This is a genomic window from Rhizobacter sp. P3_C12, assembly GCF_056402735.1.
The window spans coordinates 1-12,700 of sequence record NZ_JBFUGW010000185.1 but is presented as its reverse complement, the minus strand read 5'-3'; the positions used below and the strand labels follow the sequence as shown (position 1 = coordinate 12,700).

At 68.2% G+C, this 12,700-nt stretch carries 14 protein-coding genes; 9 read left to right on the top strand and 5 right to left on the bottom strand.

All coding sequences use genetic code 11. The features are described 5' to 3' along the window. Positions 1-12 precede the first annotated feature (12 nt). The 5 genes from AC1DXV_RS23735 to AC1DXV_RS23715 form a co-directional block, all read right to left on the bottom strand. Positions 13-1,281, bottom strand: coding sequence for an acyltransferase family protein (locus AC1DXV_RS23735; RefSeq protein ID WP_477935838.1), 1,269 nt, complete (start codon positions 1,279-1,281; stop codon positions 13-15). Between the two features lie 223 nt (positions 1,282-1,504). Beyond that, the gene (locus AC1DXV_RS23730; RefSeq protein ID WP_477935836.1) at positions 1,505-1,660 is read right to left on the bottom strand and encodes a hypothetical protein; all 156 of its coding nucleotides are present in this window, start codon (positions 1,658-1,660) and stop codon (positions 1,505-1,507) included. Between the two features lie 211 nt (positions 1,661-1,871). Further along, positions 1,872-2,207, bottom strand: a complete 336-nt coding sequence (locus AC1DXV_RS23725) for a hypothetical protein (protein WP_477864826.1) — start codon at positions 2,205-2,207, stop codon at positions 1,872-1,874. 100 nt (positions 2,208-2,307) lie between these two features. Beyond that, complete coding sequence (locus tag AC1DXV_RS23720) at positions 2,308-2,610, bottom strand: hypothetical protein (protein ID WP_477864825.1); 303 nt, start codon at positions 2,608-2,610, stop codon at positions 2,308-2,310. Further along, entirely contained in the window at positions 2,607-3,257 is a 651-nt protein-coding gene (locus AC1DXV_RS23715) for a type VI secretion system amidase effector protein Tae4 (protein WP_477864824.1), read from the bottom strand. The genes AC1DXV_RS23720 and AC1DXV_RS23715 overlap by 4 nt, the downstream gene beginning before the upstream one ends. Positions 3,258-3,440: 183 nt before the next feature. Here AC1DXV_RS23715 and AC1DXV_RS23710 point away from each other — a divergent pair, with 183 nt between their 5' ends. The 9 genes from AC1DXV_RS23710 to AC1DXV_RS23670 all read left to right on the top strand — a co-directional run. Beyond that, entirely contained in the window at positions 3,441-5,720 is a 2,280-nt protein-coding gene (locus tag AC1DXV_RS23710) for a type VI secretion system Vgr family protein (RefSeq protein ID WP_477864823.1), read from the top strand. An 8-nt stretch (positions 5,721-5,728) separates the two neighbouring features. After that, positions 5,729-6,310 carry a DUF6484 domain-containing protein gene (locus AC1DXV_RS23705; RefSeq protein WP_477864822.1) on the top strand — a complete coding sequence of 194 codons (582 nt, stop codon included), beginning with the start codon at positions 5,729-5,731 and terminating at the stop codon, positions 6,308-6,310. A gap of 21 nt (positions 6,311-6,331) precedes the next feature. After that, on the top strand, positions 6,332-7,486 hold the full coding sequence (locus AC1DXV_RS23700; RefSeq protein WP_477864821.1) for a DUF2169 family type VI secretion system accessory protein: 1,155 nt from the start codon (positions 6,332-6,334) through the stop codon (positions 7,484-7,486). A gap of 5 nt (positions 7,487-7,491) precedes the next feature. Beyond that, positions 7,492-8,520, top strand: a complete 1,029-nt coding sequence (locus AC1DXV_RS23695; RefSeq protein WP_477864820.1) for a hypothetical protein — start codon at positions 7,492-7,494, stop codon at positions 8,518-8,520. Beyond that, positions 8,517-9,581: a PAAR-like domain-containing protein gene (locus AC1DXV_RS23690; protein ID WP_477864819.1), complete on the top strand. Its 1,065-nt coding sequence runs from the start codon at positions 8,517-8,519 to the stop codon at positions 9,579-9,581. Before AC1DXV_RS23695 ends, AC1DXV_RS23690 begins: the two co-directional genes overlap by 4 nt. A 19-nt stretch (positions 9,582-9,600) precedes the next feature. Further along, positions 9,601-10,500, top strand: a complete 900-nt coding sequence (locus AC1DXV_RS23685) for a hypothetical protein (RefSeq protein ID WP_477935834.1) — start codon at positions 9,601-9,603, stop codon at positions 10,498-10,500. 24 nt (positions 10,501-10,524) lie between these two features. Continuing rightward, the gene (locus AC1DXV_RS23680) at positions 10,525-11,793 is read left to right on the top strand and encodes a TIGR02270 family protein (protein WP_477935832.1); all 1,269 of its coding nucleotides are present in this window, start codon (positions 10,525-10,527) and stop codon (positions 11,791-11,793) included. Continuing rightward, positions 11,793-11,978 (top strand): hypothetical protein, encoded by a 186-nt coding sequence (locus AC1DXV_RS23675; RefSeq protein WP_477874494.1) that lies wholly within the window; start codon positions 11,793-11,795, stop codon positions 11,976-11,978. The genes AC1DXV_RS23680 and AC1DXV_RS23675 overlap by 1 nt, the downstream gene beginning before the upstream one ends. A 130-nt stretch (positions 11,979-12,108) precedes the next feature. Beyond that, the coding region (locus tag AC1DXV_RS23670; protein ID WP_477935830.1) for a LysM peptidoglycan-binding domain-containing protein at positions 12,109-12,700 on the top strand (592 nt) is incomplete at its 3' end.

Here is a 12,700-nt window from a genome sequence, read left to right as displayed (position 1 = left end):
GCGTGGAAGAGCTCATGGCAGGGCGGGTCTCGGTTGGGGTTGGAGGGATGCTGCCGATGCGGCGGCGGTGTCCGATGTGCCAGGGCCGCCCGCGCCGCGCAGGCGGCGGCGCCACGGCACTTCGATGAAGCGGTAGCACAGCACCGAAGCGGCCACCGTGCCGAGCAGGAACAGCAGGTGCACCGCGGGCGTGCCGGCCGCGCCGAGCCAGCCCAGGCGCAGGAAGGTCGTCACCGACCAGTGGATGATGTACAGCGCATAGCTCGCCTCGCCCAGCAGCACCATCCACGGTTGCTGCAGCAGCGCGCTGAGGAAGGTGCGCCCCGACGCCACCGCGAGGATCAGCGCGCTGAACGGCACGATGAAGATGCCGTACTTCATCGCCACGTCGAGCAGCCAGCGCCACATCTCGGGGCCGGTGTAGTCAGGCAGGCCGATGCGCACGCCCGCGGCCACGAGGGCCGCCAGCACGATCGCGTCGCGCACGCGGCGGGCACGGGCATCGGTGCCGGTCAGCCAGGCAGCGCGCGGCCAGGTGCCGGCCTGCAGCTGCAGGAACACGAGGCCGGTCAGGCAGCCGCCGAGGAATTCGCTGTAGCGCAGCAAGGGGTTGTAGACGAGCACGATGTACTGCGTCTGCCCCTCGGCGTGCAGCACCAGGTTCATCCACCAGATCACGGCCACGTAGGCGCCGATGCCCAGCGCGACGGTGGCAGCCAGCAGCAGCGCGAGKCCGCGCAGGCGCAGCCGCAGGCGCAGCAGGCCGGCGCACAGGAACGGGAAGGTCGCGTAGAAGAAGAACTCGGCCGCCACGCTCCAGGCCGGCGTGTTCCAGAACATCGCGAACGGCACTGCCGGCACCCAGGCCTGCAGGCCGACCAGGTTCAGCAGCCACGAGGCCCACCAGGTCTGGCCGACATCGGCCAGTTGCCCCGCCTGCGCGCGCTCGACGATGTGCCACGGCGTGTCGAGCAGCAGCCCGAGCAGGTAGATCGGGTAGATGCGGGCGAAGCGGAAGCGCTGGAAGCGCCAGAAGCTGCCATCGCTGACGCCACCGGCGAACCATTCGTGATACCGATAGGTCAGGATGAAGCCGCTCAGGATGAAGAAGAACGTGACGCCGTACTGGCCGCCGACGATCGCGCGCAGCACGCCGTCGGGCAGCGGCCCGAGCAGGTCGCGGTAGTGCAGCACCAGCACCGCGAAGGCCGCGATGAAGCGCAGGCTGGTCAATTCGGGCAGGTGATCCTGCGGGGCGRCTTTCGCGCCGGGCAATGCCATGAAGATCCCTCCGATGCGGTCGACGCGGGCGTCCTGGGTGGCGCCCGTCTGCCCTCTTCCATTGCGCCGGGAATGTTACGGGCGCCGGGGGGCGTTGGACAACGGGGAATTGCCGGATCGGGGCGTGGAGGCGTAACGGTTGGTGAGCGCGGGGCGATTGACGCCGGCGTCTCAGCCGGACATCGAGACAGCCTCATCAGGCTCATCCACCGACTTTGCTGCGTCATCTGCCAGGCCAGACATAGGGACGAGCAAAGAAAAGCACGGTGCCGACGACCAAAAAAGCAAACACGATGGCTGTCCGCTGGATCGACCATGACCGAGCTCGCGCGAAATAGGCCGCGACAGAGAAGCCGATCGATGGCAGCAGGCAGGCCACCAGAATGAGAGGTCCGAGCCACCATGGGCCGCAATGCTCTACGTCGCAACCAGAGGGTGCCGATCGGCTCGCCCAATCGGAGTGGCTCAAGGCGTAGAGACAAACCCAGGTCAAGGCAAGTCCTGCCACCAGTCCGAGGAATGTCGCAAAAAAAAATCGCTTCATCAGTTCATCGGCGCAGCTAGGAGCCCAATGTCTTCATAGAGCATGCTTAACCGATGAAGGAATAGACGTAGAAGGACACGGTGGCAGCCACCAGCAACGCGAACACGCCGGCTGTCTTGCGGGCCCGCCACATCCGGGCCGCAGCCAGGTAGCCGGAAGCGGCGAACACCACAGCAGGAAACAGGTAGTACGCAAGCATGAGCGGGCCCAACCACCATGCGCTGCAATCTTCGATGCGGCAACCAAAGAACGGCTTCGGCTGCGGCAGATTCGCGTGGCTCAAGGTGTAGCCGCAAAGCCAAGTCCAGAACAAGCCGACGACGAATGCGGCACATGTGGCCGGAACGAGCTTGAACAAACTGCCAAGTTCAGCCGTGTTCATTTCGTATCGCCAATCAACCGGATACGAGATGGGGGCAGAGGGCATAGAGGCCGGACACGACGCCTCCAAGAGCAGCAGCGAAACGGCTCATCAGTGCAGTTCAGAGATACGGGCGAACCATGAAAAACACTGCCGCAATCACCAGCAGCCCGAAGACAACGAACGTCTTGCGACGAGGCCACGCCCGGGCCACTGACAAGTAGCCGGCAATCGCGAATCCGACAGTTGGAATCAGATACAAGGCGACACCCAGCGGCAACGCCCACCATGGACCGCAATGTTCCGCGTCGCACCCTCTGCCGGTCTTGGGCGAGAGATTGGCATGGCTGAGCGTGTACAGGCAAAACCAGGTCAAGGCAAGACCGGCGGCGAAGCCGACGAACGCAGCGAGGAATCGCCTCATCGGATCTCCCAAAACAAAATGACCTCGGAATTGTCCAGGTTTGAAAAGTACGGATCCGAAGGATCGAGAGGATTCACCAGACTCGACATGCCCACTCGAAAGCGCAATATCGACGCAAACGATGGAGTGAGAGTCGACTTGTTCCACAGATCGATGTGGTCGCCGGTCGGGCTCTTTTCACCCGGCCGCGGCCAATAGTTCGCAAAGAACGCGATCCCCCTGCGCCCCTTGATCTTCTCCTGCCACTCCTTGCCCGTCACGTTCTCCGGCTTCAGCGGCAACCCGATCAAGTGCTGCGTCTTCAGCCAGGCCGCCAGTTCCTCGGCGCGGATCGCCAGCCGCTTGCCGTCGACGGTCACGGTTGCACCGCGAAACGATTTCATGTCGACGCCCGCCGCATGCAGCGCGACGCTGACCTTGATCGCGCACTGGTTCTCGAAGCCCTTCGGCGGATCGCCCGACTTGTCCACGTAAGGCTTGCTGCTCGGGTACCCCTGCCACAGCTTGTCGAACGTCAACTCCGGCGGCTTCGGCTCGGCCTTGTGCCGGGTCGGCCCGGGCGGGTCCGTCCGGTGCAGGCACGCCGTGCCGCTGTCGGGTCGCTCCGAGCTGGTCACACAAATCGGTCCGGGTTTTCTTGCGCCCATCTTGTTGTCTCCTCACCTGACCGGCCTTCCGGCCTGCGTGGATGCTAGGCCAAACCACCCCCACGAGCGCCCCGCCCCGGGGGGTACATGACTTTCGTCGCTTTACCCCCCGGGCGGCTTTTCCTACTCTGAGGACCATGGTGCACCGTCCGTGCGCCCTTCGTCTGCACAGCAAGCGCACCCATGGCCAATCCCATCACGCTGAGTTCACCGCTTCCGGCTGAAGACCTGTTCTTCGAGTCGATGACGTACGCGACCGGCCTGAGCTCGCTGGGCGACATGCAGTTGTCGCTGCTGAGCGAGAAGCCCGACCTCAAACCGCAGGACCTGCTCGGCAAGCTCGTCACCGTCAACGTGACGCTCGCCAACGGCAGCAAGCGCCACTACAACGGCTACGTCACCCGCTTCGGCCTCGGCGGGCACAAGGGCCGCTACTTCGGCTACCGCGCCACCGTGCGGCCCTGGCTGTGGTTCCTGACCCGCACCACCGATTGCCGCATCTTCCAGGACATGACGGTGCCCGACATCGTCAAGAAGGTGTTCGGCGACCACGGCGTCGCAAGCTTCGAGCCCAAGCTGTTCCGCTCGTACCAGCCGTGGACGTACTGCGTGCAGTACCGCGAGAGCGACTACAACTTCATCGCACGGCTGCTGGAGCACGAGGGCATCTACTGGTACTTCGAGCACACCGACGGCGCGCACAAGCTGATCCTCGTCGACTCGCAGAGCGCGCACGACGCGGCGCCCGGCTACGAGAGCATGCGCTACATCGAAGACAGCTCGAGCGCGCCGCCCGACCAGGAGTACGTCTCCGACTGGGTGTTCGACGAATCGGTGCGCACCGGCAAGACGGTGATGACGAGCTACGACTTCGAGCGGCCGTCGACCTCGCTGGAAGTCGAGACCGCCAACACCCGCTCGCACGAACTCGCCGACTACGAGAGCTTCGACTACCAGGGCGACTACGTGCAGAAGGCCGACGGCTCGCAGTGGGCCGAGAACCGCATGGACGAGGTCCAGGCGCGCTACACGCAGCTGCGCGGCGCGTCGAACGCGCTGGGCCTGAAGGTCGGCTGCAACCTGAAGCTCACCAAGCACCCGCGCGAAGACCAGAACAGCGAGTACCTGGTCACCGCGATGTCGGTGAAGGCCGAGCTCGGCATTCATGACTCGAGCGGCGCCGGTGCCGGCTTCCACTGCGCCTTCTCGGCGATCCCGAGCAAGCAGCAGTTCCGCCCGCAGCGCGTCACGCCCAAGCCCTTCGTGCAGGGCCCGCAGACCGCGGTCGTGGTGGGCCCCGGCGGCGAGGAGATCTTCACCGACAAGTACGGCCGCGTGAAGGTGCAGTTCCATTGGGACCGCTACGGCCAGAACAACGAGAAGAGCTCGTGCTGGGTGCGCGTGTCGTCGCCGTGGGCCGGCAAGAACTTCGGCGGCATCTCGATCCCGCGCATCGGCCAGGAAGTGGTCGTCGGCTTCCTCGAGGGCGACCCCGACCAGCCGCTGATCACCGGCCGCGTCTACAACGCCGAGCAGATGCCGCCGTGGGACCTGCCGGCCAATGCCACGCAGTCGGGCATCCTGACGCGCTCGTCCAAGGGCGGCGGCTACGGCAATGCCAACGCGATCCGCTTCGAGGACAAGCAGGGCGCCGAGCAGCTGTGGCTGCACGCCGAGAAAGACCAGCTGATCGAGGTCGAGAACGACGAGGCCAAGTGGGTCGGCCACGACCGCACGAAGACCATCGACCACGACGAAACGGTGCACGTCAAGCACGACCGCACCGAGACGGTCGACAACAACGAGACCATCACGATCGGCGTCGACCGCACCGAGAAGGTCGGCAACAACGAAGACATCACGATCGGCGTCAACCGCAACGAGAAGGTCGGCAGCAACGAGACCATCGCGATCGGCGTGAACCGCACCGAGACGGTGGGCGCCAACGAGACGATCACGATCGGCAGCAACCGCACCGTGAGCATCGGCGCCAGCAAGACCGAGACGGTCGCGCTGCAGCGCACGCGCGCGGTCGGCATCAACGAGACGGTGGCGATCGGCGCCGCGCAGGAAGTGGTGGTCGGTGCCGCGCAGACCATCTCGGTGGGTGCGACGCGCTCGGTCTCGGTGGGCATCAACGAAAGCCACTCGATCGGCGCCAAGCAGAGCATCGACGTCGGCTCCGACCGCAGCCTGAGCGTCGGCGGCAAGCAGAGCGTGCAGGTGGCCAAGGCCCGCAACACCACCATCGGCGAGGACAACACGCTGAAGGTGGGCAAGAACTACGTGCTCGAGGCGGCCGACTCCATCACGCTGAAGACCGGCAGCTCGAGCATCACGATGAAGAAAGACGGCACGATCACCATCAAGGGCAAGGACATCACGGTGGAGGGCTCGGGCAAGATCAACGTGAAGGCGAGCAGCGACATCGTGATGAAGGGCTCCAAGATTCTGCAGAACTGAGGCACACGATGAGCGGCCGCGACACGCTGGACCAACAACTTCTCGCAGCGCACGCGCGCGAGGAAGCCACACCCCTCTCTTCGATCGGAGGCTCGACGGTCGAGCCGGTCGATGCGCTGCAGCCCCTGCTGCAGTCGCGCGCGGCGGTGCTGCGCAGCGAGCCGCTGCCGTCGGTCGTGGTCGGCGAGCTGATCGCGATCACCGACGACGGCGCGACGCCGCTGGTGCTCTACCCGGGCCAGCCGGGCACGGCCGCGCTGCGCGCCAGGGCGGTGCTCGACCTGCACGGCGCGCACATCGGCGCGCAGGTGACGCTGATGTTCGAGAACGGCGATGCGGCCTTGCCGATCGTCACCGGCGTGCTGCGCCCGGCCGCCGGCTGGCCGCTCGCCGACCGGCCCGACCAGGTGCAGCTCGACAGCGACGGCCAGCGCATGCTGGTCAGTGCGAAGAAAGAGCTCACGCTGCGCTGCGGCAAGGCCAGCATCACGCTGACCGAGGCCGGCAAGGTGCTGATCCAGGGCAGCTACGTGTCGAGCCGCTCGACCGGCGTCAACCGCATCAAGGGCGGCTCGGTGCAACTGAACTGACCGCACCGCTGCAGTACCCACATGGAGCTGATCAACGCCACCCGCATGACGGCGGGCTACAACATGGGCCTCGAGCCGAGCGGCCGCGAGTCGCTCGTGGTCGTCATCAAGGGCACCTTCCGATTCCCGCAGGCCGGCGAGCCGGCCACGCATTTCGCACTGCATGAGGAACAACTGCCGCTGGTGATGGCCGACACCTTCACCGGCGAGCCGGGGCTGTCGGCGCCGGTGTACGAGGTCGATTTCGCGCCGCGCAAGCAGCGGGTCGACGTGCTGCTGCTGGGCAGCGCGCACGCGCCGCACGGGCGGCCGGCCACGCGCGTGGAGACCGGCATCCGCATCGGCAACTGGAGCAAGCGCATCGCGGTGGTCGGCGCGCGGCAATGGGATTGCGGCCTGGCCACGCTGCGCGCGACGCCGGCCGAGCCGTTCGTCACGCAGCCGATCAGCTACGACGTGGCCTATGGCGGCGCCGACCTGGCGCATGAAGACCCGTCGCAGCATGCGGCCTGCATGGCCAACCCGGTGGGCGTGGGCTTCCACAAGCACCTGAAGAAGGCCTGGGTCGACGGCAAGCCGCTGCCGCGCACCGAGGAGATCGGGCGCAGCATCAGCGACCCCGACAGCGACTACGCGCCGATGTCGTACGGGCCGCTCGGGCGCGGCTGGTCGTCGCGTTCGCGCTTTGCCGGCACCTACGACGACGAGTGGCTCGACAAGCACTTCCCCTTCCTGCCGCCGGATTTCGACGCGCAGTACTTCCAGGCGGCGCCGCTGGACCAGCAGCTGCCGCTGGAGTCGTTCGCCGGTGGGCCGGTGGAGGTGGCGCTGGCGAACCTGACGCCTGAAGGGCTGACGCGCTTCACGATCCCGAACCTGGTGGCGCCGGTGCACGTGTTCCCGAAGAACGGGGCGCGCGAGGACTACACCGCGACGCTCGACACCATCGTGATCGAGCCGGAACTGCAGCGCTTCAGCCTGACGTGGCGCGTGGCGCGGCCGTTGAAGCGCAGCCTGCACGAGATCGCGCAGGTGCTGGTCGGCAAGAAGGGCCGCGAGTGGTGGCAGCAGCGCGACGTCGTCAGCTTCCCGATCCCGGTCGTCATGGTGCCGATGGAACGCCCCGATCCCGCTGCCGTCCCGGCCATTGACCCTGCCATCGCAGCCGCGCCCTGATCCCTATGCCACTCGCTTCGATTGCCCTCCTGCACACCGGCCTGGTGACGAGCATCGGCCAGGATGCCGCGTCCGCCTGCGCCGCCATGCGCGCCAAGTTGGCCAACCCGACCGAGACACGCTTCATGGGCTCGGGCGGCGAGTGGATCCAGGCGCACCAGGTCGAGCTCGAAAGCGCCGAGCGCGGCCTCGAGAAACTCGCCGTGATGGCTGCGCTGTCGATCGAGGAATGCCTGGCCGGCGTACCGCGCGCCGAGTGGGCGGGCATGCCGCTGCTGCTCTGCGTGGCCGAGCGCGAGCGGCCGGGCCGCTTGGCCGGCCTGGACGAGCGCCTGTTCGCGCGCATCCAGCAGCTGCTGGAGGTGCAGTTCGCCCGTGAATCGGCGGTGGTCGCGCACGGCCGGGTGGCCACTGCGGTGGCGCTCGGGCAGGCGCGCAAGCTGATCCTCGAGCAGGGCTTGGCGCGCGTGCTCGTCGCCGCGGCCGATGGCCTGCTGCACTGGCCGACGCTGCGCGAGCTCGATCGCGCCGGGCGCCTGCTGGGCCCGGACAACTCGAACGGCTTCATGCCGGGCGAGGCGGCCGGCGCCTTGCTGCTCGGAGCGCCCTCGGCCACGCCGCAGCTGCTGTGCCACGGCATCGGCTTCGGCGTCGAGGCGGCGCACATCGCCTCGGACGAACCCCTGCGCGCCGACGGCCTGACCACCGCGATCAAGGCCGCGCTGGCCGATGCCGGCTGTGCGCTGCACGACATCGACTACCGCATGGCCGACCTGTCCGGCGAGCAGTACTACTTCAAGGAAGCGGCACTCGCGATGACGCGCACGCTGCGTCAGCGCAAGGAAGAGTTCGACCTCTGGCACCCGGCCGAGAGCATCGGCGAGACCGGCGCGAGCGCCGGCATCGCGATGCTGGCGCTGGCCGACATGGCCTGCCGCAAGGCCTTCAGCCCCGGGCCGCGGCTGCTTGCCCACATGGCCAACGACGGTGGCCAGCGCGCCGCCGCGATCTTCAGTTTCGGGACGGCGGCATGAGCAACGAGGTCTATGCCAACAACATGGAGGTCTCCTGCAAGGCGGCCGCCGGCAAGTCGATCGCGGCTTTCCCCGACGTGTGCTTCACGCCGCCGCAGACGCCAGCCACGCCGCCCGGCGTGCCGATCCCGTACCCGAACACCGGCATGGCGTCGGACTGCACCGACGGCTCGACCTCGGTGAAGATCTCCGGCAAGGAGGTGATGCTCAAGAACAAGTCGTACTTCAAGAAGAGCAGCGGCGACGAGGCAGGCTCGGCGCCGAAGAAGGGCGTCGTCACCAGCAAGAACACCGGCAAGGTGTACTTCAATGCCTGGTCGATGGACGTCAAGGTGGAAGGCGAGAACGTCGTGCGCAACCTCGACGTGATGACGCACAACCACGGTTCGATGCCGGGCAACACGCCGACCTGGCCCTACATCGATGCGGCGACCGCGCCGAAGGGCGGTGCCTGCTCGAAGGAGAAGAAGGCCGAGGAGGACGCCTGCAGCGGCAAGACCGGCGACGAGCAATGCGCCGACGAGGATTGCCAGAAGGCTCGCAAGTGCATGCTGGTGCCCTACCAGCCCGACAAGCGTGCCGGCCAGGGCGGCTGCTGCCCCGGCAAGACGCCGCACCACCTGGTCGAGGTGCACTGCTTCACCGAGGTCGGCGCGCGGGCCAGCGGCGACCGCGTGCGCGGCTTCGCGAAGTACGACGACAAGAAGGCGCCCTGCGTCTGCTGCGACGAGTCTTCGCGCTACAAGGGCGACCACGGCAGCATGCATGCGGTGCAGAACGTGCATGAGCGCGATCACATGGATCCGGACGGGCCGCGCAGCCAGATGGGCGGCGATGGCAGCTGGAACTACGGCGCGGCCAAGGAGGGCGCGATGACGGCACACGCCGCCACCTTCGCCGACTCGAACTGCCGTGAAGGCTGCATCGAGGCGCAGCTCGACGCCTATCATGAGAAAGTGGGCGTCAAGGACGACAGCACCAAGCTGCGCGCCGACCGCTCGCCGCTGAAGGACAAGCAGAAGCGTCAGGGCCGCAAGGTCCTCGATGACGCTTCATTCTGATTCTGGAGATTTCCGACCCATGGCCAAGCCCAAGCCCTCTTCGCCCCACATGACGTTCGCGCAATCCGCGGTCGGCTCGCGCGACCGCATCTGGTTCGTCGCCGAGGAAGAAGACGACTCGCGCGTGCTGCAGTTGAAGGGCGGCAAGTGGTTCGTCAAGACACCCGAGTGGCCGGTGGCCTCGATCTGCGGCGTCGACAAGGGCAACGGTCAGTTCGAGGTGCTGGCGCTCGGCCTGGATGGCGAGTTGCTGGTCGGCATCCCGGGCGGGTTCTCCGAGTCGCACGTCGATCCGCAGGCCAAGGGCCCGGATCGCTACGGCGCGATGCGCGACATCCGCTGGGTCGGCAGCGACGTCTTCGCCGTCGGGATGTCGCGCCAGGCCTACCGCCGCAGCGGCGGTGCCTGGCAGGCCATCTCCGGCGCCATCCATGCGCAAAAGGGCGAGAGCACCGGTTTCAATTCGGTCCACGGGCTGACGCCGCAGGCGGTCTACGCGGTAGGCTTCGGCGGTGAGATCTGGCTGTACGACGGCAGCGCCTGGCGCCAACTCGACAGTCCGACCTCGGTTGCGCTGCAGCGCGTGCTGGTCACGCCGTCGGGACATGCGCTGATGTGCGGCGCTGCGGGCGTGCTCCTGCAAGCCGCGGGCGACCGTTCGACGACGATCCAGAACGAGGTCACGCGCGACAACCTCTATGGCCTGACCCTGTTCAAGGGCAAGGCCTTCGTCGCCAGCCTGACCGGCCTCTACCTGATCGGTCCGAAGGGTCTCGAGGCGGTGGACACCGGCCTGCCGGGGCCGTTGACCTTCGGCCACCTGGAGTCCGATGCCGACGTCATCTGGAGCGTCGGTGCCAGGCACCTGCTGAGCAGCGAGGACGGGGTGACCTGGACGCAGGTGATGTGCAATGTCTGAGCGGCTGTCCCACGCCACCCGGTCATGCTGAGCGTCGCCCGCCGCACCATCGAGGTCGTGCTGTCGCAGCACGTCGAGGACGCCGCGCTGCAGCGCAACGTCCGCTCGGTGCTGGTGCGTGCGCCGCACCTGCGGCTGAACCGCCTGCAGCGGCTCGACGAGCGCCTCGCAGCCAGCCTGGACGGCATCGCGCAGGCCGGCGACGACGGGCTTCGCGCCTGTGCCGCCGCGCTCGACACGCCGGGCGCCGGCCAGGTCTTCACGGCCACCGTGCGGGCGATCGAAGGCCGCAGCGCGCCGATGCTCGACCGGCTGTTCGCGTTGACCGCGGCGCTGCCGGAAGCGCGTGCCGGGCTGGTGTCGGCCTTTGGCTGGGTGTCGGCCCAGTCGCTGCGCGGAATCACGAAGGCCTTGCTGGATTCGCCCGAGACCCTGCAGCGCGACGTCGGCCTGGCCGCCTGCGCGATGCACGGCGTCAACCCAGGGCCGGCGCTCGAGACAGYGCTCGCCGCGGGCGCGTCGCCGGTCTCGACCCATGCGGTGCGCGTGGCCGGCCTGCTGGGCCGCGTCGACCTGCTGCCGCGCTGCCTGGCCACGCTGGACGATGCGCGGCCCGGGCATCGGTTGAGCGCGGCGCGTGCGTCCGTGCTGCTGGGCGACCGTGCGGCAGCCGTCGTCGCGTTGCAGCAGCTGGCGAAAGCCGAAGGGGCCGCAGGTGTCGAAGCCCTGCAGTTGCTGCTGCGCATCGCGCCGCCCGAGCAGGCGCGCGCCATCTTGCAGGGGCTGGCGCAGGACGCTGCCGGTTCGCGCGCCCTGGTCATCGGGGCCGGCGTCGCCGGCGACGCGCACTATGTGCCGTGGCTGGTCCGGCAGATGGCCGAGCCGGCACTGGCACGCGTGGCGGGCGAGGCGTTCAGCCTGATCACCGGCCTGGACCTCGCCGAGGCCGACCTGGAGCGTTCGGCCCCCGACGAAGCCGCTGCAGGGCCGAACGACGCGGCCGGCGATGACAAGGTGGCGATGGACGACGACGAGAGCCTGCCATGGCCGGATGCCGGCAAGGTTGCCGCCTGGTGGCAGGCCCAAGGTTCGCGCTTCACGCCCGGCACGCGCCACTTCCTGGGGCAGCCCGTGTCCGTGGCCCACTGCCTCGCCGCGCTGAAGACCGGCTCGCAGCGCCAGCGTGCCGCCGCGGCCGAGCACCTGTGCCTGCTGAAACCGGGCACGCCCTTGTTCAACACGGCCGCCCCCGCCTGGCGCCAGAAGCGGCTGCTGGAAGAATGGACGGCCTGATGCCCCTCATCGACGCCAAGCTGATCCTCGCCATCCTCGGCCCGGCCTTCCTCGCGCTCGGCCTCGCACGCTGGCTCGCCGCCGGCCGCGTGATTCCGCAGGCCAAGGCCTGGCTGCTGGTCGGCGCGATCTTCTCGGCGGTGGCCACGTGGTTGTGGTGGCAGGCACTTTCTTCACACGGATGACGGGGTGAAGCGGTTCTGATCCGGCCCCGGGTCGGGGCACAATCTGCCGTTCGCCCTCCAGCGGCGCCGCTCCCACCCGGGCGGCATCCCGGCTGCCGGGCTCCGCTCACTTCGACTGAAGATGGAACGCATGATCGCAACCACTGATCGCTCGGCGCCGTGCCGCCTCGCCGGCACGGCCGCCCTGATGTCGGCCCTGGTCGCGGCGCTGGCGCTGTCGGCCTGTGCCACCAAACCGGCTGAACCACCCGCGGAGGCCCCGGCCACCACGCCCGCCGCCCCGGCCCCTGCCCCGGAGCCCCCGCCGCCGCCCACCCCGGCGATGCAGGCGCAGGCGCAGAAGGTCGCCCAAGGCGTCGTCGAGCTGCTCGAGGCCGGCAACGAAGAGCAGGCCCGCGCCGAGCTGCAGCGCGCGTTGAGCCTGGACCCGGCCAACAAGCTGGCGCTGAACCTGCAGAAGCAGATGACCGAGGACCCGCAGGCCACGCTCGGCCGCGAGTCGTTCCCGTACGTGGTGCGCTCGGGCGACACGCTGTCGCGCATCGCCGGCCGCTTCCTCGGCGACATCTACGCGTTCCACATCCTCGCGCGCTACAACAACATCAAGGTGCCGCGCCAGGTGGGCGAAGGCACGACGATCCGCATCCCCGGCAAGGCACCCCCGCCGGAAGTGGCCCGCCCGACCCGGCCCGTGCCGGCCAAGCCCGAGCCCGCGCCGGAGC